At 51.8% G+C, this 26,224-nt stretch carries 22 protein-coding genes and 1 other annotated feature; of the genes, 9 read left to right on the forward strand and 13 right to left on the reverse strand.

The window, feature by feature from the left end; all coding sequences use genetic code 11:
- Window positions 1–36: 36 nt before the first annotated feature.
- The 3 genes from D6029_RS06380 (at window position 37) to D6029_RS22915 (ending at window position 3,404) form a co-directional block, all read left to right on the forward strand.
- Window positions 37–1,245 (forward strand): MFS transporter, encoded by a 1,209-nt coding sequence (locus D6029_RS06380; protein ID WP_120063954.1) that lies wholly within the window; start codon window positions 37–39, stop codon window positions 1,243–1,245.
- Window positions 1,246–1,468: 223 nt separating this feature from the next.
- Window positions 1,469–3,127, forward strand: a complete 1,659-nt coding sequence (gene ybaL, locus D6029_RS06385; RefSeq protein WP_120063955.1) for a YbaL family putative K(+) efflux transporter — start codon at window positions 1,469–1,471, stop codon at window positions 3,125–3,127.
- A gap of 46 nt (window positions 3,128–3,173) precedes the next feature.
- Entirely contained in the window at window positions 3,174–3,404 is a 231-nt protein-coding gene (locus D6029_RS22915) for an inner membrane complex domain-containing protein (protein ID WP_472297465.1), read from the forward strand.
- Here D6029_RS22915 and D6029_RS06395 read toward each other — a convergent pair.
- The 7 genes from D6029_RS06395 to D6029_RS06425 all read right to left on the reverse strand — a co-directional run bounded on the left by D6029_RS06395 (window position 3,401) and on the right by D6029_RS06425 (window position 10,996).
- Complete coding sequence (locus D6029_RS06395; protein WP_120063956.1) at window positions 3,401–4,705, reverse strand: inosine/guanosine kinase; 1,305 nt, start codon at window positions 4,703–4,705, stop codon at window positions 3,401–3,403. The two genes, D6029_RS22915 and D6029_RS06395, sit on opposite strands and share 4 nt — an antisense overlap.
- Window positions 4,706–4,768: 63 nt before the next feature.
- Complete coding sequence (hemH, locus tag D6029_RS06400) at window positions 4,769–5,731, reverse strand: ferrochelatase (RefSeq protein WP_120063957.1); 963 nt, start codon at window positions 5,729–5,731, stop codon at window positions 4,769–4,771.
- 134 nt (window positions 5,732–5,865) lie between these two features.
- The gene (adk, locus tag D6029_RS06405; RefSeq protein ID WP_034458097.1) at window positions 5,866–6,510 is read right to left on the reverse strand and encodes an adenylate kinase; all 645 of its coding nucleotides are present in this window, start codon (window positions 6,508–6,510) and stop codon (window positions 5,866–5,868) included.
- Window positions 6,511–6,683: 173 nt separating this feature from the next.
- Window positions 6,684–8,558: a molecular chaperone HtpG gene (htpG, locus tag D6029_RS06410; protein ID WP_120063990.1), complete on the reverse strand. Its 1,875-nt coding sequence runs from the start codon at window positions 8,556–8,558 to the stop codon at window positions 6,684–6,686.
- A 117-nt stretch (window positions 8,559–8,675) separates the two neighbouring features.
- Window positions 8,676–9,281, reverse strand: a complete 606-nt coding sequence (gene recR / locus D6029_RS06415; RefSeq protein WP_120063958.1) for a recombination mediator RecR — start codon at window positions 9,279–9,281, stop codon at window positions 8,676–8,678.
- Window positions 9,282–9,389: 108 nt separating this feature from the next.
- On the reverse strand, window positions 9,390–10,067 hold the full coding sequence (locus D6029_RS06420) for an isochorismatase family protein (RefSeq protein ID WP_120063959.1): 678 nt from the start codon (window positions 10,065–10,067) through the stop codon (window positions 9,390–9,392).
- A gap of 62 nt (window positions 10,068–10,129) precedes the next feature.
- Window positions 10,130–10,996 (reverse strand): pirin family protein, encoded by an 867-nt coding sequence (locus D6029_RS06425; protein ID WP_120063960.1) that lies wholly within the window; start codon window positions 10,994–10,996, stop codon window positions 10,130–10,132.
- A gap of 110 nt (window positions 10,997–11,106) precedes the next feature.
- Between D6029_RS06425 and D6029_RS06430 the strand changes: the two genes are divergently transcribed.
- Window positions 11,107–12,012: a LysR family transcriptional regulator gene (locus tag D6029_RS06430; RefSeq protein ID WP_120063961.1), complete on the forward strand. Its 906-nt coding sequence runs from the start codon at window positions 11,107–11,109 to the stop codon at window positions 12,010–12,012.
- Window positions 12,013–12,206: 194 nt separating this feature from the next.
- On the opposite strand, the gene D6029_RS06435 is transcribed toward D6029_RS06430, so the two are convergent.
- The 4 genes from D6029_RS06435 to D6029_RS06450 all read right to left on the reverse strand — a co-directional run bounded on the left by D6029_RS06435 (window position 12,207) and on the right by D6029_RS06450 (window position 15,699).
- Complete coding sequence (locus D6029_RS06435; RefSeq protein ID WP_034458087.1) at window positions 12,207–12,536, reverse strand: YbaB/EbfC family nucleoid-associated protein; 330 nt, start codon at window positions 12,534–12,536, stop codon at window positions 12,207–12,209.
- An 87-nt stretch (window positions 12,537–12,623) separates the two neighbouring features.
- The gene (gene dnaX, locus D6029_RS06440) at window positions 12,624–14,543 is read right to left on the reverse strand and encodes a DNA polymerase III subunit gamma/tau (protein ID WP_120063962.1); all 1,920 of its coding nucleotides are present in this window, start codon (window positions 14,541–14,543) and stop codon (window positions 12,624–12,626) included.
- Window positions 13,227–13,291: a sequence feature (DnaX frameshifting element), on the reverse strand. It overlaps the preceding gene by 65 nt.
- A gap of 100 nt (window positions 14,544–14,643) precedes the next feature.
- A complete protein-coding gene (gene apt / locus D6029_RS06445) occupies window positions 14,644–15,195 on the reverse strand; it encodes an adenine phosphoribosyltransferase (protein WP_034493753.1) in 552 nt (183 codons plus the stop codon).
- 126 nt (window positions 15,196–15,321) lie between these two features.
- Window positions 15,322–15,699 (reverse strand): DUF454 family protein, encoded by a 378-nt coding sequence (locus D6029_RS06450; RefSeq protein ID WP_120063963.1) that lies wholly within the window; start codon window positions 15,697–15,699, stop codon window positions 15,322–15,324.
- A gap of 51 nt (window positions 15,700–15,750) precedes the next feature.
- On the opposite strand from D6029_RS06450, the gene priC reads away from it, so the two are divergent.
- Together priC and rsmS are read left to right on the forward strand one after the other, a co-directional pair.
- Entirely contained in the window at window positions 15,751–16,287 is a 537-nt protein-coding gene (priC, locus tag D6029_RS06455; protein ID WP_120063964.1) for a primosomal replication protein PriC, read from the forward strand.
- 38 nt (window positions 16,288–16,325) lie between these two features.
- Window positions 16,326–16,481, forward strand: coding sequence for a pleiotropic regulatory protein RsmS (gene rsmS, locus D6029_RS06460; protein ID WP_120063965.1), 156 nt, complete (start codon window positions 16,326–16,328; stop codon window positions 16,479–16,481).
- A 3-nt stretch (window positions 16,482–16,484) separates the two neighbouring features.
- On the opposite strand, the gene mscK is transcribed toward rsmS, so the two are convergent.
- A complete protein-coding gene (mscK, locus tag D6029_RS06465) occupies window positions 16,485–19,865 on the reverse strand; it encodes a mechanosensitive channel MscK (protein ID WP_120063966.1) in 3,381 nt (1,126 codons plus the stop codon).
- 131 nt (window positions 19,866–19,996) lie between these two features.
- Window positions 19,997–20,638, reverse strand: coding sequence for a multidrug efflux transporter transcriptional repressor AcrR (gene acrR / locus D6029_RS06470; RefSeq protein WP_120063967.1), 642 nt, complete (start codon window positions 20,636–20,638; stop codon window positions 19,997–19,999).
- A gap of 143 nt (window positions 20,639–20,781) precedes the next feature.
- Between acrR and acrA the strand changes: the two genes are divergently transcribed.
- The 3 genes from acrA (at window position 20,782) to tomB (ending at window position 26,205) form a co-directional block, all read left to right on the forward strand.
- On the forward strand, window positions 20,782–21,981 hold the full coding sequence (gene acrA, locus D6029_RS06475) for a multidrug efflux RND transporter periplasmic adaptor subunit AcrA (RefSeq protein ID WP_120063968.1): 1,200 nt from the start codon (window positions 20,782–20,784) through the stop codon (window positions 21,979–21,981).
- 22 nt (window positions 21,982–22,003) lie between these two features.
- Window positions 22,004–25,153, forward strand: a complete 3,150-nt coding sequence (acrB, locus tag D6029_RS06480; RefSeq protein ID WP_120063969.1) for a multidrug efflux RND transporter permease subunit AcrB — start codon at window positions 22,004–22,006, stop codon at window positions 25,151–25,153.
- Window positions 25,154–25,830: 677 nt separating this feature from the next.
- Entirely contained in the window at window positions 25,831–26,205 is a 375-nt protein-coding gene (gene tomB, locus D6029_RS06485; RefSeq protein ID WP_120063970.1) for an Hha toxicity modulator TomB, read from the forward strand.
- The last annotated feature ends 19 nt before the right edge of the window (window positions 26,206–26,224 follow it).

Genomic DNA, 26,224 nt, shown 5'->3' on the forward strand with positions numbered 1-26,224 from the left:
GTTAAAAAACAATCAATCCAATAATTACAGGTATTTATGGCAATCTCGGACCAAACTCTCGCTACGCCTGAGCCGCAAAAGGCTCGCACCGCGTTCGGCATTCTGGGGGCAATCAGCCTCTCCCATTTGCTCAACGATATGATTCAGTCGCTCATTCTGGCGCTTTACCCGCTACTACAGAGTGAGTTCTCGCTGAGTTTTGTGCAAATCGGGATGATTACGCTGACCTTCCAGGTGACCTCATCGCTACTCCAGCCGGTGGTAGGATACTACACCGACAAATACCCGATGCCGTGGTCGTTGCCGATTGGTATGTGCTTCACACTTTGCGGCCTGGTGATCCTGGCACTGGCGGGTAGTTTCCCGATGGTGCTGCTGGCGGCGGGTCTTGTTGGTACGGGTTCGTCGGTGTTCCACCCGGAATCTTCCCGCGTGGCGCGTATGGCATCCGGCGGTCGTCATGGTCTGGCGCAATCGCTGTTCCAGGTGGGCGGCAACTTTGGTAGCTCATTGGGGCCATTGCTGGCAGCGCTGATTATCGCGCCATACGGCAAAGGCAACGTCGGCTGGTTTGTGCTGGCGGCTTTGCTGGCGATTATCGTGCTGCTGCAAATCAGCCGCTGGTACGCCGCGCAACACCGCATGGCGAAAGGCAAAACCGCCGCGCCGATCGTAAACCCGTTACCGCGCAAGAAGGTGATTCAGGCGGTGTCTGTGTTGCTGGTGCTGATTTTCTCTAAGTATTTTTATATGGCGAGCATCAGCAGTTATTACACTTTCTACCTGATGCATAAATTTGGTTTGTCGGTGCAAAACGCGCAGTTCCACCTGTTTGCCTTCCTGTTCGCGGTGGCCGCGGGAACGGTAATTGGCGGGCCGGTGGGCGATAAGATTGGCCGTAAATACGTGATTTGGGGTTCGATTCTGGGCGTTGCGCCATTCACTCTGTTCCTGCCGTATGTTTCGCTGGAATGGACGGGCATCCTGACGGTGATTATCGGCTTTATTCTTGCCTCGGCGTTTTCGGCAATTCTGGTTTATGCGCAAGAATTGATGCCAGGGCGTATCGGCATGGTTTCCGGCCTGTTCTTTGGTTTCGCGTTTGGTATGGGCGGCCTGGGAGCTGCCATTCTCGGCCTGGTTGCCGACCATACAAGTATCGAATTAGTCTATAAAATATGTGCTTTCCTGCCACTTCTCGGCATATTGACCATATTCCTGCCTGACAACCGCCATAAGTCATAGTTATAAGGGCCAGAGAAACTCTCTGGCCCTGCATCATCCCCACATTCGGCCAGACCTTTCCTAAATTAAACGTACAAAACGCCCCTCAGCCCCGCATTTTTGTCCATATGCGCCTTTTTTAAAGAAACTCTCTATTTAACACGCACATCGATTAAAAAATTGTCATAAACTAAAAGTAGGATTTTGGACATATTGGATCGGATTAATCACGAAAGGAGACGGAATGCATCACGCCACCCCGCTTATCACCACCATTGTCGGCGGCCTCGTACTGGCCTTTTTGCTCGGTATGCTCGCCAACAAACTTCGTATATCACCTTTGGTGGGCTATTTATTAGCTGGGGTATTGGCCGGCCCTTTTACGCCAGGCTTTGTCGCTGACACTAAACTTGCCCCAGAATTAGCTGAACTGGGCGTTATCCTGCTGATGTTTGGCGTCGGTTTGCATTTCTCTCTCAAGGATTTGATGGCGGTAAAGGCCATCGCCATTCCCGGAGCTATCGCCCAGATTGGTGTGGCGACGCTGCTGGGTATGGCGCTTTCATCGCTGATGGGCTGGTCGTTGATGACCGGTATCGTGTTCGGTCTTTGTCTTTCCACCGCCAGCACCGTGGTGCTGCTGCGCGCTCTTGAAGAACGGCAATTAATCGACAGCCAGCGCGGGCAAATCGCCATTGGCTGGCTGATTGTTGAAGATCTGGTGATGGTGCTAACGCTGGTGCTGCTGCCCGCCGTGGCCAATATGCTGGAAAAAGGCGATGTTGGCCTGGCGACATTATCGCTGGATATGGGTTTAACCATCGGCAAAGTGGTGGCGTTTATCGCGATTATGCTGATTGTTGGCCGTCGCGTGGTGCCGTGGATTCTGGCGCGCAGTGCGGCTACCGGTTCACGCGAGTTGTTTACACTGGCGGTTCTGGCGCTGGCTCTGGGCATCGCTTTTGGGGCCGTTGAACTGTTTGATGTTTCCTTCGCACTCGGCGCATTCTTCGCCGGGATGGTGCTCAACGAATCTGAACTAAGCCACCGCGCGGCTCATGACACTTTACCGCTGCGCGATGCCTTCGCGGTGCTGTTCTTTGTCTCCGTCGGGATGTTATTCGACCCGCTAATTTTGATTCAGGAACCGCTCGCCGTGCTGGGCACGGTGGCGATTATTGTGTTTGGTAAATCGCTGGCAGCGTTCTTCCTGGTGCGCCTGTTCGGCCACTCGCAGCGAACGGCGTTAACCATCGCCACTAGCCTTGCGCAGATTGGTGAGTTTGCCTTTATCCTTGCGGGACTGGGCATGGCGCTGAATCTGCTGCCGCAAACCGGGCAAAATCTGGTGCTAGCCGGGGCGATTTTGTCGATTATGCTGAACCCGATTTTGTTTGCGATTCTTGAGCGTTATCTCGAAAAAACTGAAACGCTGGAAGAGCAGACGCTGGAAGAAGCTATCGAAGACGAGAAGCAAATTCCGGTCGATATTTGCAATCACGCCCTGCTGGTAGGTTTCGGGCGCGTGGGAAGTTTGCTGGGTGAGAAATTAATGGCGCAGGGTATTCCGCTGGTGGTGATTGAAACGTCACGTAGCCGGGTTGATGAACTGCGAGAGCGCGGGATTCGTGCGGTGTTGGGAAATGCCGCCAATGAGGAAATCATGAATCTGGCGCATCTGGATTGTGCTCGTTGGTTGTTGCTGACGATTCCAAATGGCTATGAGGCCGGGGAAATTGTCACCGCCGCACGCGCCAAGTGCCCGGATATCGAGATTATTGCCCGCGCCCATTATGACGATGAGGTGGATTACATTACCGAGCGTGGTGCGAATCAGGTGGTGATGGGTGAGCGCGAGATTGCGAATACGATGATGGGGTTGTTGGATAAGCCGGTGGCTTGAGTTCCCCCTCATCCCGGCCTTCTCCCAAAGGGAGAAGGAGAAAACGATAGAGTTCCCTCTCCCCAGGGAGAAGGAGAAAACGGTAGGGTTCCCTCTCCAGGGGGAGAAGGAGAAAACGGTAGAGTTCTCTCTCCTGAGGGAGAAGGAGAAAACGATAGAGTTCCCTCTCCTGGGGGAGAAGGAGAAAACGGTAGAGTTCCCTCTCCTGGGCGAGAAGGAGAAAACGGTAGAGTTCCCTCTCCTGGGGGAGAGGGTTAGGGTGAGGGCGTTTAATTAACGATCCCAGTAAGACTCTTCTAAGCTATCTTCGCGTTCTGGCAGCCCACGGGTCAGGCGCGGAGAATGCTGGTTTAGCACCTGATAACTGACGCGATTCGCGTATTTGCACACTTGCGCTAAAGACGAATAAGTCAGCCAGGTGTACTGATGCTTGCTGGAGTTTGGCACGTTAGAACGGTGGTAGTTGTTCGCCGTAATGTCATGCAGAAGTGCGGCCAGTGCACCGTCGCCCGCGCCGTTGGTGTTCATGATTTTCTCAGGCCCGCCCATGTATGGCGCTATATGCGAGAAAATACGCAGCGGATTCTGGCAATCTTTGTGGCGCATCGCGCGGCTAAATTCATACTGGTTAAATTCGGCAATCGCGCCCGGCAACAGCGGATGCTGCGTGGTGCGTTTGGACGATTCTTCCGTAAAGCCCGCCATGTATAAGCCAACCGGCCCTGCGGTACACAAGACTAAATCCACCCAATCCAGCGCTTTATCCGCCGCCAGCAGCGGGTCGCTTTCGCCCGTCAGCGCCAGCCCTTCCTCTTCGTTCATCGCCAGAATCGAGACGTGTTCTTTGAGGAACGCCTGCCACCACTCCGGGTTTTCAGCAATCACGTATTTAGTGCCGAGCGTCAGCACCACCGGCACGTTGTGCTTTTTCGCATAGGCGATGGCCTGCATGGTAGCTTCCGGCATCGGCTCGCCGTCTTTGCAGCGCACCAGGTAGGAAGTCAGCACCAGCGCAGACGCACCGGCGATCACTTCTTCTGGGATGCTGTCGGCGCGAAGCTGATTCATGTGGCCTGGGCTGATGGCAAAAGTACGTTCGCCCTGCTCGCCAATCAGCGTAAAGCAGCGGCCAATCGCGCCATTCACGCCTTGCAGGTAGTTGAGATCGGTACGGCTGGAGGTGTTGCATAAATAGCGGTAGGCGTAGCTGCCGATTTCGATATTGCTGCACATCACGCCCAGTAAAACAGAGCGGTCGTCGGCTAATACCGAATAGTTGTGCATGGTGTTGCCGATGGTGCCACCGGCAAACTGGTGCGTGATCAGATCTTTTTTCACCAGGTCCTGATACAGCGCTTCCGCAACATCGTCTTCAATCACCAGCGAATGGCCGAAACTCAAACCGTAGCGATGAACAAATTCGTCGTCCACTTTGGCTTCGATATCCACCAGCGTTTGGTCGATCCCGACAATCCAGGAAGTGCCAGTTTCGTTTTCAGGCTGAACCTGTTGCAGTAAAGGATCGCGCGCGCTGACAGGGAAGTAATGTTTGGATTTACGTTTGCCGGGAAATTTCATGATTTTGTTCGGAGGTTGCTAATCAGGCCGGAAATGGTAGCACATTAACGGCCATAAGCGGGATCAACGATATTTCTGCACCAGATTCATCATCATGGCGATGTGCGCCGGGTCGTCATTCAGCGCCGGAATATATTCATATTTCGTGCCGCCAGCTTCCATGAACACTTCACGGTTTTGCACCGCCATTTCTTCAAGCGTTTCAAGGCAATCCGCCGAGAAACCTGGGCACATCACCTGAATATGTTTGACGCCTTTTTCAGGCAACATTTTCAGGGTTTCGTCGGTATACGGCATCAGCCACGGCTCGCGGCCAAAACGCGATTGATAGGTCATCATCACTTTTTCTGGTGGCAGTTCGAGGGCTGAAAGCAACTCGCGCGTGGTGTCGCGGCAACGTTGCGGGTAATCGTCACCCTCGTTGGCGTAACGCTGGGGAATGCCGTGATAGGAGAGCAGCAACAAATCTGGCTCGCCGTGCTTTGCAAAAGAGTCTCTGACCGACGCCACCAGCGCGTTGATGTAGGACTCGTCGTCAGCATAATCACGAATCAGCGAAATCGACGGCAAAGAGCGGTAATCGGCAAAAATGCGCCCTAATTCGTCCCAAACGGCGGCGACGGTCGAGCAGGAAAACTGCGGGTACAGCGGCAGCACGACGATATGGTCAACGTGGTGCGTCATCAGTTCTTCTACCGCACTTTTCAGCGACGGCGTGCCGTAGCTCATGCCGAGTACGACGGGAACATCTGGCAATTGCGCGGCCAGTGCGGCCTGTTGACGGCGGCTATAAACCAGCAGCGGCGAGCCTTCGTCCATCCATACGGATTGATAAAGTTTGGCAACACGGGAAGAACGCAGCGGCAAAATCACGCCGCGCAGCAGCGGCCACCACAGCAAACGCGGGGTATCAACAACGCGTTTATCGCTGAGAAACTGGCGTAAATAGCGTTTTACCGCAGCCGGAGTCGGAGCATCAGGTGTGCCAAGGTTCGCCAGTAAGATGCCCACTTTTTCCTGATTCATTTCCGCTCCTTATCAATAAATTGCTGATAATTGTAACGTAAAAGCGCCACGGGAGAACCGATTACAGCGAAAGGCTGAGAAATGGGCAAAAAAATACCGGGCACAAGTCCCGGTATTTTTATCTCAGCTACGAATTAGCCGAGGATTTTAGCCAGCTCTGCGCTCACTTCGGTCACTTTACGAGTGCCGTCGATTTTTACGTATTTGGTGTTACCGGCTTCAGCTTCTTTGCTGTAGTAAGAGATCAGCGGAGCCGTCATCTGATGGTATTCCACCAGGCGCTTACGCACGGTTTCTTCCTGATCGTCTTTACGAGTAGTCAGTTCTTCGCCCGTTGCGTCGTCTTTGCCTTCCACTTTTGGTGGATTGAAGGTGACGTGGTAAACGCGGCCAGATGGCGCGTGTACGCGGCGGCCAACGATACGCTCAACGATTAATTCGTCTGGTACAGCAAATTCCAGAACCACGTCAACGTTGATGCCCGCTTCTTTCATCGCATCAGCTTGTGGAATGGTACGTGGGAAACCGTCTAACAGGAAGCCGTTACGGCAATCTTCCTGGGTAATACGCTCTTTCACCAGCGCGATAACCAGTTCATCTGTAACCAGTTTCCCGGCATCCATGATGTCTTTTGCTTGTTTACCCAGCTCTGAGCCAGATTTTACTGCGGCGCGCAGCATGTCACCGGTGGAGATTTGCGGAATGCCATATTTCTCCATGATGAACTGAGCCTGAGTTCCTTTACCTGCGCCCGGAGCGCCAAGCAGAATAATACGCATTGCGTAATTCCCCATTCGTTTGGATTTTTGATTATTTAAAGCAGAGGCGGAGACCTTACCATTAAAGGCGTATTCACCTCAAGAATGGCAGGTATTTCAGGTGTGGTTAGTTGGCGGGTAATGCCCTCACCCCGACCCTCTCCCACAGGAGAAAACCAGAGTGAGGGTTAAACTTAGGAAGCCAGTAACTGATTCATTCGACGAATGAATTGGTTTGGATCTTCCAGCGTGCCGCGTTCAGCCAGCAGCGCCTGGTCGAGCAGTAATTCAACCCACTCGCCAAACTGCGCTTCGTCCTGAGTATCCGCAACGCGTTTCACCAGACCGTGATCCGGGTTCAGCTCGAAGATATACTTCACTTCAGGCACAGCCTGGCCCGCAGCGGCAAACAGTTTTGCCATTTGCGTGCTCATGTCGTCGCTGTCGGTGGTGACAATCGCTGGCGTGTCGGTCAGACGGTGCGTCAGACGCACTTCTTTCACGCGATCGCCCAGCAGCGTTTTCACACGTTCAACGAACGGCTCCAGCGCTTTTTCAGCTTCTTTCGCTTCCGGCGTTTCTTCGTCAGCCAGTTTTTCCAGTGATTCGTCAGTTTTGCTGACAGACTGGAATACCTTGCCGTCGAACTCGGTCAGGTAGCTCATCATCCATTCGTCGATACGGTCAGAAAGCAGCAGGACTTCGATGCCTTTCTTACGCAGCAATTCCAGATGCGGGCTGCTCTTCGCGGCGGCATAGCTGTCGGCAGTGATGTAGTAAATCTTCTCCTGCCCTTCCTTCATGCGTGACACGTAGTCTTCCAGCGAGACAGTTTGCTCGGAAGAATCCGTGTGAGTCGATGCAAAGCGCAGCAGTTTAGCGATAGTTTCCTGGTTCGCAGTATCTTCCGCAGGGCCTTCTTTGAGCACCAGACCGAAGTTTTTCCAGAAGGTCTGGTATTTTTCGCTGTCGTCTTTCGCCAGTTTTTCCAACATCTGCAATACGCGTTTGGTCAGCGCACTACGCAGGTTTTGCGTCACGCGGCTGTCTTGCAGAATTTCACGCGAGACGTTCAACGGCAGGTCGTTGGAGTCAATCAGGCCACGCACGAAACGCATGTAGTTCGGCATAAACTGTTCAGCGTCGTCCATGATGAACACGCGCTGCACGTATAACTTCAGGCCATGTTTATGGTCACGGTTCCACATGTCCCACGGCGCTTGCGACGGGATGTACAGTAGGCTGGTGTATTCCTGCTTGCCTTCCACGCGGTTATGGCTGTAAGTCAGTGGGTCGGTGAAGTCATGCGCCACATGCTTGTAGAATTCGTTATATTCTTCATCTTTGATTTCAGACTTGCTGCGCGTCCACAAAGCCTGCGCTTTGTTGATTTTTTCCCAGCCGAGGATGGTTTCGCCATCTTTCTCTTCACGGGTTTCGATTTCAACCGGCAGCGCGATGTGGTCGGAATATTTACTGATGGTCGAACGCACACGCCAGTCGTCTAAGAACTCATCTTCGCCTTCGCGCAAGTGCAGGGTAATTTCAGTCCCGCGATCCGCTTTAGTGATATCCGCAACGGTGTATTCGCCAGCGCCTTCAGATTCCCAGAACACAGCCTGATCCGCTGGAACGCCCGCAGCGCGAGTGCGCACGGTGACTTTATCCGCCACGATGAATGCCGAGTAGAAACCCACACCGAACTGGCCGATAAGCTGGCTGTCTTTCGCCTGGTCAGAACCCATGGATTCGAGGAACGCTTTGGTGCCAGATTTTGCGATAGTCCCGAGGTGGTCAATCGCTTCGTCACGCGTCATACCGATGCCGTTATCGGCAATAGTCAGGGTACGTTTTTCTTTATCAAACGAGACACGAACACGCAGTTCGCCGTCACCTTCGTAGAGGTCTGCTTGAGACAGGGCGCGGAAGCGCAGTTTGTCTGCCGCATCAGAGGCGTTGGAGATCAGCTCACGCAGGAAAATTTCTTTGTTTGAATAGAGGGAGTGGATCATCAGGTGCAGAAGTTGTTTCACTTCAGACTGGAAGCCACGAGTCTCTTGTCCTTTCATGGTCATTGATACCTCAACAAATTCAAAATACGCAGGGGGTTTTAAAAAGCTGAGGGTGATATGAGGATAGAAAGGAGGGTTTTCAAGCGGGAGGATTAAAAACCTCCCCGCAAGTGATTAGAAATTAATCTTGTGACGTCCAGCAAGCGAGTGCGAAAGCGTGGTGCCATCGACCATTTCCAGCTCGCCGCCGACCGGCACGCCGTGCGCGATACGGCTGGCATCCACGCCATATTGCCCGCAGAGTTCGGCAATGTAGTTGGCTGTCGCTTCGCCTTCAACGGTCGGGTTGGTCGCCAGAATCAGCTCTTTAATGGTTTCGGTTTCCAGGCGCTGTTCGAGGCGATCCAGGCCGATGTCCTGCGGGCCGATACCGTCGAGCGGCGAAAGGTGCCCCATCAACACAAAATAACGCCCGGAAAACTGGCCGGTAGCTTCAATGGCGTGGATATCCGCAGGGGTTTCTACCACGCAGATTTGGCCATTTTCCTGGCGGCGAGGGTTGGCGCAAATGGCGCAAATTTCTTGTTCGGTGAAGGTACGGCAGTCAGCACAGTGCCCAATTTCAGACATCGCGCGAGTTAGTGCTTGAGCAAGACGCATGCCACCGCTGCGGTCACGTTGCAGGAGCGCGAACGCCATACGTTGGGCAGATTTAGGGCCAACACCTGGCAGGCAGCGCAGGGATTCCATAAGGGTGGTAAGTAAAGGACTGGTTTGCATCGCTCAGACTTCTGAAAAAAGAGTGGAGCATAGGCTAACATTAGCCCCGCGCGGCGGTATAGGAAAAAATATTCCCCCTGCGCGATGTCTCGCAAAGGGGGAATTTATTTAACCGCGCTGAGAATCTAGTTGTTCTTGATTCGTCACAACATCCTGCGCTTTCTGGTAACTTTCCATCAGTAAGCCGTACTCAATAAATACGCCGCCCCACAGATTCGCCCATTCCATTGCATCATCGCGATTCCAGGTATGCTGAATTTCAGCCACTACCGCTGCGGTATCCATTGGCACTACTCCCGCCTGAACGACACGCGCCAGCGTCACTTCCTGTGCCATTTTGGAGTAAGTACCGGAAGCATCAATCACTGCAAAGACTTTGAAACCTTCTGCCACCGCGCTAATCGCCGGGAATGCCATGCACACGCTTGTCACTGTGCCCGCAATAATCAAGGTGTTGCGACCTGTTGCTTTGACTGCTGCCACGAAATCAGGGTTGTCCCAGGCGTTGATTTCACCTTTACGCGGTACGTACTGAGCGTGTGGAGCATACTGGTGAATTTCAGGAATTAGCGGCCCGTTCGGGCCTTGTGGCACAGAAGCGGTAGTGATGACCGGAATATTGGCAAGCGTGGCGATTTTAGCCAGCACGGTGGCGTGAGTGCGTAGCGTTGGCATTGGCATGTCATGCACCAACTGGAATAGACCGCTTTGATGGTCGATAAGCAGCATTACTGCGTCGTTCGCATCAATGGTTGGAATTTGTCCGTTAAAGTTTGCAGGTGTCATTTTCATATCCTTTTTAATTACTGAAAAATAACGGCTACCAGAACGGTAGCCGTCAGAGTGAATTAGACTTTTTGACCAAATTTGCCCTGGTTAAAGTCATCAATCGCTTCTTTGATTTCTTCACGGGTGTTCATCACAAACGGCCCGTAACCCACTACTGGCTCGTTCAGCGGCTCACCGCTCAACACCAGCACAACCGCGTTGTTGTTAGCTTCCAGCGTGACGGTTTCACCTTTGGCATCCAGCACCACTAACTGCGCTTCCCGAGCGACTTCCTGGCCGTTAACCAGCACGGTGCCTTTGAGCACTACCAGCGCGGTGTTCCAGCCATCCGGCAGCGTCAGATTTGTTACGCTTTGCGCGTTCAGTCGCATATCCAGCACACGCAGTGGGGAATACGTGTGTGCCGGGCCTTTTGTGCCGTCCATTTCACCGGCAATAACGCGTACCTGACCGGCGTTATCTGGCAACGGAACGACGGGAATATCCGCATAGGTAATCGACTGGTAGTTCGGCGGCGTTGATTTGTCTTTCGCCGGTAAATTGACCCACAACTGCACCATTTCCAGGGTGCCGCCTTTTTCGCTAAAGGCGGGCGAATGGAACTCTTCGTGCAAAATGCCGCTTCCGGCGGTCATCCACTGCACGTCGCCTGGGCCAATCACCCCGCCGCTGCCGGTGGAATCGCGGTGCGCCACTTCGCCTTTGTAGACGATGGTGACGGTTTCAAAACCGCGATGCGGATGCACGTCAACGCCACGTTGGCCTTTGGTGCTCGGTTTAAAATCAGCCGGGCCTGCGTAGTCCAGCAGCAAGAATGGGCTGAGCTGTTTTTCAAATTTTGAGTAAGAAAACAGTGAGCGAACCGGGAAACCATCGCCCACCCAGTGGGACTGCGGTGCTGAATAAACGCCAAGAATTGATTTCATCGTTATCTCCATTGAGTGTCGATTTCTGTTGAGATAAAGATTACTCGTAAGACGAATGGCGCGGTAGACTCTGAAAATGAACTCAGTGTTCCATATACAGGACAATGGCAATGCAAGATCTCAACGACCTGTGGTATTTCGTGCAAGTGGTGGATAACGGGGGCTTTTCTCCCGCAAGCCGCGTCATCGGGATCCCAAAATCCCGCCTGAGTCGCCGTATCGCCCTGCTGGAGGAAAGCCTGGAGACGCGCCTGATCCAGCGATCAACGCGCAGTTTTACGGTGACGGAAGCCGGGCAGATTTTTTATCGCCATTGCAAAGCGATGATTATTGAAGCCGAAGCCGCGCAGGAAGCGATTAATACGTTGCGCGCTGAGCCACGCGGGTTAATTCGCCTGACCTGCCCGATTGCGCTGCTGCATGTGCATATCGGCGAGATGCTGGCGCGATTTATGACGCTGTATCCTCAGGTAACGGTGCAACTTGAGGAGACGAATCGCCAGGTTGATGTGCTCAACGAAAACGTCGATTTAGCGGTGCGGGTGCGCCCATTGCCGCTGGAAGATAGTGATCTGGTGATGCGTAAACTGGCAGATCGCAGTATGTGTCTGGTCGCCAGCCCGGAGCTGGTGGCGCGATTTTCGCAGCCTCAGTCGCCAGCCGATCTTCAGCACTGGCCGAGCCTGGCGCTGTCAAAACCTCAGCAAGTATACCGCTGGTGTCTGTTCGGGCCGGATAACCAGGAAGTGACGCTGCACCATAAACCGCGCTTTGTGACGACAGATATGATTGCGCTGCGAGCGGCGGCTCTGGCGGGCGTGGGGATTGTTCAGTTACCGATGTTGATGCTTAACAAACAGATTGCGGACGGGAGTCTGATGCGTTTGTTACCGCAGTGGCGAACAAGGCGAGAAGTGATTCACGTGGTGTTTCCGTCACGGCGCGGTCAGTTACCGGCGGTCAGGGCGTTGATTGATTTTCTGGTGGAGAGTTATGCGGGGTTTGAGGAGGAGTGATTCGTGTATGTTTTTATGTCGGATGACGCTGCGCTTATCCGACCTACAAAAGCGATGAAATCTCCAAATTTCCCTAAATAATTCGCGTTGTGGGAAGGCGGCAAGTGAGCAAATCCCCAGGAGCTTACATAAGTAAGTGACTGGGGTTTGTGAGTGCAGCCAACGCCCCCACAACGCGAAGTATGACGGGAAAATTAGAATGGCATTTTGAAGCCTGGCGGCAACTGCATACCGCTGGACACGCCAGCCATTTTCTCTTTCTGCGCTTCGCCGATACGACGAGCGGCATCGTTGAAGGCCGCAGCAACCAGGTCTTCAACCATTTCTTTGTCGTCTTCCATCAGGCTTGGATCGATTTCCACGCGACGGCAGTTGTGAGCACCGTTGATGGTTACTTTGACCAGGCCAGCACCTGATTCGCCGGTGACTTCCATTTGGGCGATTTCTTCCTGAACCTGGGCCATTTTTTCCTGCATCTGCTGGGCTTGCTTCATGATGTTGCCCAGACCGCCTTTTCCAAACATAGTCTTCTCTCTTTTGCTCGGGCCGACTAATCGCAGTGTACGATTATCGGCTATCAGGGTTTACAACAAACCGGACGGGCCGGTCTGTCAAATAGGTCGAATACTGTCTTCATCCAGTTCCGCATCAAAGAAACGACGCAGCGTCTGGATGTTGTTGTCAGCACTCATAGATTCCCGCGCCTGCGCCAGCTTCTCTTCATAGATGGCCTGACGCCATTCCAGCGGGGTGCGTTGTGCGAGATTATCATCTTCAATAATAGTCAGCTCAACAGTTTCGCCACTAAAAGCACTCATCGCGTCAGCCAGGGTTTTCATGGCCGCTGGCGAGTTGAGATGCCGCAACGCCGGGCGCAAGTGCAGGCAAACTCGGTTGCCGTCCTGCTCTTTCCAGGCATTGAGCGCCAGTTGTTGCACTAACTTGGGTAACACGAGCTGGCTAATTTCAGCTGCCCAGCCGTCGCGTTCAATGGCTTCGAGTGCCAGTTTCTGCGCAAGTTCCGGCGTTTTCTCATGCTCCATCGCACGCTTCAACGCTTTTGGCGTCGCGACCGGTTCTTCTACCGCATCAGAAACGTTCTGCGATACCCAACGATAAGCCTCTGGCTTCGGCGCGGGTTTTTCTTCTACTGTTGCGGGCCGGGACTGAATGCGCTCGGTGACCGAGGCTAAACGTTCCAGTGCGGTGTTTTTTGCCGCCGGCCGCGCTAAATTTTGCGCTGCCGGCTCATTCTTTTTTGCTTTGTTGGCTCCCTGCTGACGCATGAGCTGGGTTCGCGCTTGCAGCACCTGACTGGTGGTGTCTGGCAGCGGCGTTTCACTTTGCCGTGGCGGCGGGGCCGATGTTTGTTGGCGAACCGGAACAGGGTTGACCAGCGGAATACTCGGTGCCTGGCGCGGTTGCTCGGGTTCAGGTAATGGCTTGCGTGGATGGAACGCCAGCGCGCGCAGCAGCGTCATTTCAACACCCATGCGGCGATCGGGTGCCCAGGACAGCTCTTTGCGGCCAATCAGCAGAGTTTGATAATAAAGCTGCACTTCAGCAGGCGGCACGACTCGCGCCAGCTCGCGCATACGCTGTTCGATGGCGGCCATGTCGCTGCCCAATGCGGCAGGCGAAAGCTGAACCATCGCCACGCGATGCAGCAAACTCAGCATTTCCACCAGCAGCGCTTCCCATTCGACGCCGCGCCCGGCGGCATCGTTAAGCAAGCTCATCACGCGCTCGCCGTCGGCCTGAATCATCGCTTCAATCAGCGACAGCGCCTGGTCGTCGTCTAGCGTGCCGAGCATGGCGCTGACGGCGGCGGTCGTCACTTGCCCATCACCGCTGGCGATGGCTTGATCGGTCAGGCTTAGCGCATCACGCAGGCTGCCATCTGCGGCACGAGACAGCAGTTGCAGCGCGCGCGTTTCACTGGGGATTTTTTCTTCGCCAAGAATGTGTTCCAACTGATGGCGAATTTGTTCGACATCCAGCGCTTTCAGGTGGAATTGCAGGCAGCGAGAAAGAATGGTGACCGGCAGTTTTTGCGGATCGGTGGTCGCCAGCAAGAATTTAACGTGCGATGGCGGCTCTTCCAGCGTCTTCAACAAGGCGTTGAAGCTATGGCGGGAGAGCATGTGCACTTCATCGATGAGATAGACTTTGAAACGGCCACGCGCCGGGGCGTACTGAACGTTGTCCAGCAAGTCGCGGGTATCTTCTACTTTGGTGCGCGAGGCGGCATCAATTTCAATCAGGTCAACAAAGCGACCTTGTTCTATTTCGCGGCAGTTATCGCACACGCCGCAAGGGGTGGCAGTGATGCCGGTTTCGCAATTTAACCCTTTCGCCAGCAGGCGAGCGATGGATGTTTTACCCACGCCGCGCGTCCCGGAAAAGAGATAGGCGTGGTGGATTCGGCCCATGGATAAGCCATTAGCCAGCGCAGTCAGAACGTGTTGCTGGCCGACAACATCAGCAAAAGTTTGTGGCCGCCATTTACGGGCTAAGACCTGGTAGCTCATACGAGATAGGCTCTACATCGCGGGTGTGAATTGAGGGGGTAATGCTAACATAAGCCTCACCTTGTGGGCGAGGCTTCTGAAAATAGAGCTGAGGCTGAACTTAGTGACCCGGGAAAAGGACGAGGCTGTAGCTTTTCACGCCCATTTTTTCCAGGCGCTGCTCACCACCAATATCAAACAGATTGATGATAAACGCGGCGTCAGTCACTTCCCCACCGAGGCGGCGGATCAGTTTCACGGTCGCTTCAATGGTGCCGCCGGTCGCCAGCAGATCGTCTACCACCAGAACTTTGTCGCCCGGCTGGATAGCATCAACGTGGATTTCCAGCTGATCGGTGCCATATTCCAGCTCGTAGTTTTCAGCGATCGTTTCGCGTGGCAGTTTACCTGGCTTGCGAACAGGCACGAAGCCAACACCTAATTCCAGCGCAACCGGTGCGCCAAACAAGAACCCACGCGCTTCAGTACCCACTACTTTGGTGATACCGGCGTCTTTAAAGCGTGAGACTAATAATTCGATGCTGGTGGCGTAAGCTTTCGGATCTTCAAGCAAGCTGGTAACGTCACGGAATAAGATCCCAGGTTTTGGGTAGTCTGGAATGCTTTTGATGCTGTTTTTCAGATATTCAAGCTGCTGCGCAGTCGCGGTCATAATTAATGCCTGCTAAAAACATGGTTCTAACAAAGCACGAGACTGTTTATTAAACCGTCATACCGTGCTCGAAAACGGTCGAATTTACTGGCTGGCACCAACAATTGCAACCACCGCAAATGCGCTTTATGGCTTTTGTTGCTTTTCGTCAATTACCGGCATGCGCCACATAAAGAACAGCAGTGCGCACATCATCATCAATAATAGTAGCCTGACCCAAAGAATGTTGACCAGGTAAAGAGAGACCGCAAAGGTTAACACGATGAAAATCAACGCCCTGGGTTTGGCGCCCGGTGGCAGTGCGCGATGAACTTGCCAATGGCGGATGTAACTGCCAAACCATGAGCGATACAATAACCAATGGTGGAAACGCGGCGATGAACGAGCGAAGCACCAGGCTGCCAGCAGTAAAAATGGGGTGGTCGGAAGTAAAGGCAGCACCACACCTAACGTCGCAAGGACTACCGCCAGCCAACCTATGATGATTAAAATAGTCCGCTTCATGCTTTATTCATTCCGTCTTTACACCTGGATGCACCACTGGAGAGTCATTTTGTGAAAACCGCTGCGCTGTTACAAGCTTTGGATGTTCGCGTCGCGGAACTCGCGCAACTCATTGCCCCTATCTCGCTGCAACGCGCCTCACAAGCCCGTTTCGATAGTAAGCTGTTTTCCACGCACAGCACGCAGCTCAAAGATTATCTGACCGAAGTTCAGGCAAATCTTGCACAGCTACAGCTTAGCGTGAAAGTGGGCCGCACGGAGCAAGTTGCCTATATTGCCGAAAAGCTGGTGGCACAAATTGCGGCTTTGCAGCGTGAAATTGCCACTGTGAAGATGCGCAAAAACGATCCGCAGCCCGTGGTTGCAGAGAATTTATATGAAAAGCTTTCGACGCATCAGGATTATGAACGCCGCATCCAGATTATGATCAGCGATCGCGAAAGCCAGCTTTCTATTCAGACCACGCTCGCCGGGCAGCAAAAACTCCAGAAGGAGCTGGCCGCACTCGAAGGCCGCTTGCAGCGCTGTCGCCAGGCATTAACACGTATTGAAAGAGCGATAGAACGCCGCGAACGTGGGCTAAGCTAACGCTATTCCCCAATAACTTACTTGAATGGATGGATGAAATGTCGCTGGATAACGCACCAGAGGAAGTCAAACTGGCGGTCGATTTGATTATGCTGCTGGAACAACATGAAATCCCGACGGAAACCGCGCTTGCCGCGCTGGAGATTGTCCGTCAGGATTTTTTGCGTAAGCGGGAAGAGAACACTCCCCGCTAGTTTTTACTGCGCCGGGACGATGTCGCCGCCGTTTGATTTACCGTTATTATCGCGCTTCACCTCGGTTAGCTCATCGCCTTTATCATTACGCAAATGCACTTCCAGTTGGTTGAAGGCGATGTTAATACCGTTCTCACGACACAGACGATCAATGCTGCGGTTCAGCTCATCAACGGTGTAACTGCGGTCGCGCAGTTCACGCACATACAAGCGCAATTCATGATCGAGCGTGCTGGCCCCGAAGGTGGTGAAGAACACCGTCGGCTCCGGATCGTGCATCACTTTCGGATGATCGTGAGCCGCTTTGAGCAAGATCTCGCGCACTTTATCCAGATCGGATCCATACGCAACGCCGAGGCGAATCACCACACGGGTGATGGTATCGGTCAGCGACCAGTTGATCAGGCGCTCCGTGACAAACGCTTTGTTCGGGATAATCACTTCTTTGCGGTCGAAGTCGGTAATCGTCGTGGCACGAATACGGATTTTGCTAACGCTACCGGAGAAGGTGCCGATGGTAACGGTATCGCCGATTCGCACCGGGCGCTCGAAGAGGATAATCAGACCTGAAACGAAGTTCCCGAATATCTCTTGCAAACCAAAGCCGAGGCCAACTGATAACGCCGCCGCCAGCCATTGCAATTTATCCCACGACACCCCGAGCGAACCAAAGATGGTCATCGCCCCGATGGCAATAATCACGTAGTTAAGAATGGTGGTAATGGCGTACGACGCGCCCTGGCGCATTTGCAAACGCGAGAGCACCAGCACTTCCAGCAAGCCCGGTAAGTTGCGAATCAGCACCCACGCAACGGCGAAGGCAATAACCGCAAATAACAGGCTGCCCATGGTGACGTGTTTCACCACCGCAGCACCGGCTTCCGTTCCGTTGTAGTTCCACAACTGGATGCTATCGAGATAACCGAATACGCCGAACAAATCTGACCAAATGGTGTAGAACACAATGGCAAACAGCGCGAACAGCGCAATGATCGCCAGACGCATGGTTTGCTGGTTGATTTGGTCGAGTGCCAGCGGTGGCTCTTCTACCGGCTCGCCGCCTTCTGCGCCCTCTTTCACCAGGTTTTCACGGCGCAATACTGCGCGGCGATAAGCCATGCGGCGTGCTGCAACGCTCAACCCGCGCAACACGGTTTGATAAACCAGGTTCCAGATAAGAATCAGGTAGATGGTTTCAATCCAGCGCCCTGCCAGGCGAAGCGTGGTATAGAAGTACCCCATCGCTGTCAGCACCATCAGGATAACAGGCACTACGCCCATCATGGTGACGGTAAACAACTGAATGGTATGGTTGTTTTTGTTGCGCCAGTTTTCGCGACACATCGGGAATACCAGCGCGGTAATCAGCAGCAAGTTGAAGAAGATAATCAACTGCCCGAGCGCATCTTCCACCAGATGCAACGGCGAACGTTCACCCAGTACCGACCAGAATAACAGCGGCAACAACGCACAACCGATGCGCACAAGCTGGCGACGATAGTGGCTGCACAATTGCGGCGCCATATTAAAGTGGCTGACGGCAACGCCATTGGTGGAAAGCACCTGGTAGGTTAAGCCGAACACTAACCACGACAGGGAAAGTTGTTTGCAAAACGCCAGCATGGACTCGCTGATGTTCATTTCCATGCCAGCAAACACCAGCCCTATCGCGTAAATGACCAGCGCGCCAGGCAGCACTTTCACCAGCGTGAGGGCTATCGCTTTCGGCGTCAGCATCTGACTGTCATTACGTAATTGCCCTACTCGACTCGCCTGTTTTTCGAGGTAACGGTCGATAGCTTTAAAGCGCCAGCGTATTACGCCAGCAATCAACAGCGCCGGAATCATCAACAACAAAATAGCGATGATTTTCAGCGAGCTTTCTGGCCCTTTAAAGTTAAGGCGGGCGTTTTTAAACTGGTCGCGCAACGAGGAAGGCAAAGATTTCAGCCAGTCCCAGTCCATCGGCTTGTTACTGGTCACCCAGAAAATTTGCTCAGTCAGAATCTGATCGAGCGATTTGGTGACGTTTTGCAGTTGTTGCTTATTGTTCTGCAAATTGATGGCCAGCATCAATTGCATGCCGAGCTGTTTGTTCAGTTGATCGAGCAATTCGCGGCGCGTATCCAGAATTTGTAATAACGCGTCGTGAACATCAGGCGTCACCTCATCGGTGTGCCCATCTTCTATTTTCTGCACCAGTTCGTCAGGCTGGAAAAGCGCGTCACGCTGCTGGTTGACATCAAATTGTTCGAGACGGATATCCGCAATACGGTTGGTCAGGTCTTCGGTATCTTCCGCCGACGGCAAGTTTTGTTGTTGCTGTTGATAAAGAATACGCGACAACAACAGGCTGCCTTTCAGGACTGCGATTTGTTCTTTGAGGTTACGCTCAGATTGCAGCGCACGGTCGAGGGTGTTTTTGATGCGAATACTCGGCGGCACCATTTCATTGGCATGCTGCGTGGCGTCAATCAAGCGCTGGCTGAGCTGATGGTTGATATCCAGCTCTTGTTTTACCAACGGGTTTTGCTGAATTTTAACCGTGTCTTCGGAGTCGATGGCTTCCTGCGCCGTTTGCTGAGTCAGCGTCAAACGTTTGCTGCTGACCGCTTTTTGCAACAATTGCAGCGTGTGCTCAAGCTGATTGATGTGGGCGTTGGTATAGTCACGCTGCTTTTGCAGGGTATCCTGCAAAATGGTGTTGCCTTTCAGGCTATCGCGCTGCTGATCGAGTTGTGCATTAAGCAACGCCTGCTGAGTCAGCAACAATGTTTGCTGGCTTGGACGCAGCTCCACCGCCCCTGGAGTCACCCCGTTCAGACGGTTGCGAATGGTTTCAAGCTGGGCCGATACCGCCATCATGGCGTTCTGCACCCGCTCAGGCTGGGTTTGCAGAGAAATTAGCTGGCTGTTCCAGGTGGCTAAATCGCTTTGCGAGTTTTGCAAATCCGTCATCAAATCATTCAGACGCGTCTCGAGCTGGCGCAAACTCAGCGCTTCAATTTCGGCCTCTTCATTGGCCTGATTCTCGGCCTGATTTTTCAGTTCATTTAATGCTTCAGTCGCTTTGCGTAATGCTTTTGGCGCTTCGGTGACCTGCTGATGAAGCTTTGCCGTTTCGTCCTTGACCCGATCAATTTTGTCCAGCGCCTCAAGCGTTTCGTTGAGGTCTTGCTGAGTGAGTTTGTCATTGGGCGACAGCGTTTTTTGCTTATTCAGCGCGTTGAGCTGGTTTTGAATTTCTTCGCGGCTTGGGAGATCGCTGGAATTACTTTTCGCCCAGACTGGCTGCGCCAGCACACAAAAAAGGCTGAGGAATGTGATAAGTAAAAACTGCGCAGAAATACGACGTGAATACAGTGAACACAAGAGTTGCGGCATAGTTTGACAGTGTTTAAAAACAGGCCGAAAAAGTAGGCGAGTTAAAGACGAAATACGAGCCGCAAGATTACCACGTCTTTTCGGAAAAGCCTTGGTCAACTATGTTCAGAATTACCCTAATATGCTTATTTTTATTGTGGGATAGAGCGCAGCGTTGGGCAGTTCTGGAACATTTCCAATAATATAGCCACGTAGTCTTCCGCCTGGCCATGAAGATCGAAGCTGTCGGGCGCAACTAACCAGTTTTCAATTAGCCCAGTGATATAACTACGAAGGAGAATAACGGCGTGGGAGATGCGTAAGTTTTTTGGTAACATTTCTGCATCAATGCAACGCTGCAAACTGCTTTCGATTCTTTCATTACCTTCCATATAAAGTTCGCGCCTGGCCTGTTGTAAAACAGCCAGTTCCCCGACAAATTCACACTTATGGAAGATGATTTCAGTCATCAGGCGACGGCGTTCATCGGTGACAGTTGCTTGTAATATGTAAATAAGTAACTCTCTGACAACAGAAAGTGGATCGTCAGGAAATTTTGCCTGATACTCAGTTTCTAAGTCACCAATACTGGACTCAGTTAGCTCCCAGATTTCATTAAACAAATCCGACTTATTTTTGAAATGCCAGTAGATTGCACCACGGGTGACACCAGCTGCCTTTGCGATATCCGCCAGCGAAGTTGCGGAAACACCGTGTTGGGAAAACAAGCGGATTGCAACATCTAAAAGATGTTGGCGGGTCTCTAGTGCTTGTTGTTTGGTTTTTCGTGCCATAAGTGGGTGAAATAACGGTAGTTAGATTTACATACATTTGTGAATGTATGTACCATAGCACGACGATAATATAAACGCAGCAATGGGTTTGTGGACACTTGATCCATTGAACAACTTTGAAATCGGACACTCGAGGTTTACATATGAACAAAAACAGAGGGTTTACGCCTCTGGCGGCCGTTCTGATGCTTTCAGGCAGCTTAGTGCTTACAGGATGTAATGACAAAGAGACACAACAGAGTGCCCCACATACCCCGGAAGTGGGTGTGGTGACTTTGAAAAGTGCTCCTTTGCAGATAACTACAGAGCTACCAGGCCGTACCAGCGCATATCGTATTGCAGAAGTGCGTCCACAGGTAAGTGGCATCATTCTGAAACGCAACTTTGAAGAAGGTAGTGAAATTAAAGCTGGCGTTTCGCTGTACCAAATCGATCCTGCAACCTACCAGGCGGCTTATGACAGCGCCAAAGGCGACCTCGCTAAAGCACAGGCAAGTGCCAACATTGCTCAGCTGACGCTTAAACGTTATCAGAAACTTTTGGGTACTAAGTACATCAGTCAACAAGATTACGACACCGCGCTTGCCGATTCTCAACAGGCAAATGCTTCCGTCGTTGCCGCTAAAGCCGCCGTTGAATCTGCTCGTATCAATCTTGCGTATACCAAAGTGACCTCGCCTATTAGCGGTCGTATTGGTAAATCTTCTGTGACAGAAGGTGCGCTGGTTACGAGCGGCCAGGCAACAGCTTTGGCAACCGTTCAACAGCTCGACCCGATTTATGTCGATGTAACCCAGTCCAGCAATGATTTCTTGCGTCTTAAGCAAGAACTGGCTGACGGCAAACTGAAACAAGAAAACGGTAAAGCGAAAGTCCAGTTGGTCACTCAAGACGGTATCACTTTCGCTCAGGAAGGCTCTTTAGAGTTCTCTGATGTGACGGTTGACCAGACCACCGGCTCTATTACTTTGCGTGCCATCTTCCCGAACCCGGACAAAACTTTGCTTCCAGGCATGTTTGTTCGCGCGAAACTGGAAGAAGGAACCAATCCAGATGCGTTGTTAGTGCCGCAACAAGGTGTGACTCGTACACCGCGTGGTGATGCTTCCGCAATGGTGATTGGTAAAGACGACAAAGTAGAAGTTCGCAATATCACTGCAACACAAGCGATTGGTGACAAATGGTTAGTCACTGAAGGGCTGAAAGATGGCGATCGCGTAATTGTAACCGGTTTGCAAAAAGTGAAACCCGGTGTTCAGGTGAAGGCGCAGGAAGTGGCAGCAGATAATAAAGGTCAGGATCAAGCAGCCGCTGGCGCACAGTCTGAACAAACGAAGTCTTAACTTAAACAGGAGCCGTTAAGACATGGCTAAGTTTTTTATCGATCGCCCTATTTTCGCCTGGGTAATCGCCATCATTATTATGTTGGCGGGTGGGCTTGCGATCATGAAATTGCCTATCGCGCAATATCCAACCATTGCGCCACCGGCGATTTCTATCTCTGCAAACTATCCAGGTGCTGATGCGAAGACGGTACAGGATACCGTGACACAGGTTATCGAACAGAACATGAACGGTATCGATAACCTGCTGTACATGTCCTCTTCCAGTGACTCCTCGGGTTCTGTCACCATCACCATTACCTTCGATTCCGGCACTGATGCCGATATCGCACAGGTTCAGGTGCAGAACAAATTGCAACTGGCAATGCCGCTGCTGCCACAAGAAGTACAGCAGCAAGGTGTTAGCGTTGAGAAGTCCTCCAGTAGCTTCCTGATGGTTCTCGGTATGATCAATACCGACGGTTCCATGACGCAGGAAGATATTTCGGACTACGTCGGCGCAACCATTAAAGACCCAATCAGCCGTACGCGTGGTGTGGGTGACGTTCAGCTGTTTGGTGCTCAGTACGCCATGCGTATCTGGATGGACCCGAACAAACTGAACAACTACCAGCTCACGCCGGTAGATATTATTAACGCTATCAAATCTCAGAACGCCCAGGTAGCAGCAGGTCAGTTAGGCGGTACTCCACCGGTTAAAGGCCAGCAGCTTAACGCCTCTATCATTGCTCAGACTCGTTTGAAATCTGCCGATGAGTTCAGCAAAATTTTGCTGAAAGTGAATCAAGATGGCTCACGTGTTCTGCTTAAAGATGTGGCAAAAGTTGAGTTGGGCGGCGAGAACTATAACGTTGTCGCACGATTCAACGGCCAGCCTGCGTCTGGTTTAGGTATCAAACTGGCAACCGGTGCTAACGCCCTGGATACCGCCAATGCGGTACGTGCCACCGTGGAAAAACTGCAACCGTTCTTCCCGGCAGGTTTGAAAGTCGTTTATCCATACGACACCACGCCGTTCGTTAAAATCTCCATCAAAGAGGTAGTAAAAACCCTCGTTGAAGCCATCGTGCTGGTGTTCCTGGTAATGTATCTGTTCTTGCAGAACTTCCGCGCCACACTGATTCCAACGATTGCCGTACCGGTGGTACTGCTGGGGACGTTCGCTATCCTTGCGATATTTGGCTATTCGATAAACACCCTAACGATGTTCGGGATGGTGCTTGCGATAGGCCTGTTGGTGGATGACGCCATCGTCGTAGTAGAAAACGTTGAGCGTGTGATGGTGGAAGAAGGATTGCCACCGAAAGAAGCCACACGTAAATCAATGGAACAGATTCAGGGCGCTCTGGTGGGCATCGCGATGGTTCTGTCAGCGGTATTTATACCGATGGCGTTCTTCGGCGGTTCCACAGGGGCAATCTATCGTCAGTTCTCTATTACCATCGTATCGGCAATGGTGCTTTCTGTACTGGTGGCAATGATTCTGACACCCGCACTTTGCGCCACCTTGCTTAAGCCGATTGCGAAAGGCGAACACCACGAGAAGAAAGGCTTCTTCGGCTGGTTTAACAACATGTTCGACAAGAGCACGCATCATTATACCGACAGCGTCGGTAACATCTTGCGTAGCACCGGTCGTTACCTGGTGTTGTATCTGCTGATTGTGGTTGGCATGGCCTTCCTGTTTATTCGTCTGCCAAGTTCCTTCTTGCCAGATGAAGACCAGGGCGTGTTCCTGACCATGGCGCAGTTGCCTGCGGGTGCAACGCAAGAACGTACACAAGCCGTTCTTGATGATGTGAGCAAGTACTACCTCGAAAAAGAGAAAGACAACGTTAACTCGGTGTTTACCGTTAACGGCTTTGGCTTCTCTGGACAAGGGCAGAACACCGGTCTGGCATTCGTATCGTTGAAAGACTGGGATGAGCGTCCGGGTGAAGAGAATAAGGTTCCAGCCATTGCTGGTCGCGCAAGCGCCGAATTCTCGAAAATCAAAGATGCCATCGTGTTCGCATTTAACCTGCCAGCTATCGTAGAACTGGGTACTGCAACGGGCTTCGACTTCCAGTTGATTGACCAGGCAAACCTTGGGCACGAAAAACTGACTCAGGCGCGTAACCAGTTGTTTGGCGAAGTGGCAAAACATCCTGACCTGTTAGTGGGCGTGCGTCCAAACGGTCTGGAAGATACGCCGCAGTTTAAAGTCGATATCGACCAGGAAAAAGCGCAGGCATTGGGCGTTTCTATCAGTGATATCAACACAACGCTGGGTGCAGCATGGGGTGGTAGCTACGTGAACGACTTCATCGACCGTGGTCGTGTGAAGAAAGTTTACCTGATGGCGGATGCGCCATTCCGTATGCTGCCAAGCGATATCAACACCTGGTATGTCCGTGGTTCGACCGGCCAGATGGTGCCATTCTCCGCGTTCTCAACCGCGCACTGGGAATATGGTTCACCACGTCTGGAACGTTACAACGGCTTACCTTCCATGGAAATCCTAGGCCAGGCCGCACCGGGTAAAAGTACCGGTGAAGCAATGGATCTGATGCAAGAGTTGGCGAGCAAACTGCCAACCGGTATCGGTTACGACTGGACGGGTATGTCATATCAGGAGCGTTTGTCTGGTAACCAGGCCCCTGCCCTGTATGCGATTTCCTTGATTGTGGTATTCCTGTGTCTGGCTGCATTGTACGAGAGCTGGTCGATTCCATTCTCGGTTATGCTGGTTGTTCCACTCGGTGTTGTCGGTGCGTTACTTGCCGCCACCTTCCGTGGTCTGACTAACGACGTGTACTTCCAAGTAGGCCTGCTGACAACCATTGGCTTGTCGGCGAAGAACGCGATACTTATCGTGGAATTCGCCAAAGACCTGATGGAAAAAGAAGGCAAAGGCCTGATTGAAGCGACACTCGAAGCGGTTCGTATGCGTCTGCGTCCGATTCTGATGACATCACTGGCGTTTATCCTTGGTGTAATGCCACTGGTAATCAGCTCTGGTGCAGGTTCAGGTGCACAGAACGCAGTAGGTACGGGTGTAATGGGCGGGATGGTGACAGCAACTGTTCTGGCTATCTTCTTCGTACCAGTGTTCTTCGTGGTGGTACGCCGCCGCTTCAGCCGTAAGTCTGAAGATGTAGAACACACCCACGCAGTAGAACATCACAAGTAAGTGAGTTAAGCATCTAAAGGGCCGCGCAAGCGGCCCTTTTTATTTATACCCATCATCCTTCAAGCTGCAGGGGTGTTGGCTGCACTCACTTACCCGAATCACTTACTTAAGTAAGCTCATCGGGATAAGTTCCCTGGCCGCCTACCTGCAACTCGAATGCTAACGGGTATATGCGAAGTCAGATTTGTCATATTAATTAATAAATCAGCGATGTCGATTTTTTATACGATGGGTTTCAAAATGTTGCGATATAACCGCAACTAATCCTGAATGTGTACCAAGATATTTCTTAAATTCCCGGCTAAACACCCAAAACTGATTCATACTTATTTATTAGGATAAGTCCTAATCATCTTATTTATTTGCACCGCATCAATTGGCTATCGGGCAACATAAAATTAACCTCTTGAAAATAAACTATTTCCTGGAGTAGCCATTTTGGTTAATTTATAGGAAAAAGCTTTTAAAAATCGTGAAACTCTTAATAAACATTGCGTTAGCGTAAACAGCTTTACAACAAATGTAATTTTTCGTAATACCGAAAGGAAATCTGCTACGGATTGATTTATAGTAAAAGCATATGGAATAATCGTTGTAATTGATCCCCACCTCATCCAGGTGTGTCCACCCCAACGCGTTATGTTTATCAAATTTTCTTCGATAAAAGGGGCTGCATTATGGACGAATACTCACCAAAAAGGCATGATATCGCGCAGCTTAAATTTCTCTGCGAAAACATGTATCATGACTGCCTTACCAACCTTGGCGAGAGTAATCATGGTTGGGTTAATGATCCTACGTCGGCCATTAACTTGCAGTTAAATGAATTGATTGAGCACATTGCTGCTTTCGCACTTAATTACAAAATTAAGTACGATGATGAGAGTAAATTGATTGAACAAATTGATGAATATTTGGACGATACATTTATGCTGTTCAGTAACTACGGCATCAATGCCCAGGACCTCCAGAAATGGAGAAAGTCCGGAAGCCGATTATTCCGATGTTTTGTTACAGAGAGCCGCGCTAACCCTGTAAGCCTATCCTTTTAAACTATTACAAGATGTATAA

The organism is Buttiauxella izardii, from assembly GCF_003601925.1.
In the GTDB taxonomy this organism is placed as follows: domain Bacteria; phylum Pseudomonadota; class Gammaproteobacteria; order Enterobacterales; family Enterobacteriaceae; genus Buttiauxella; species Buttiauxella izardii.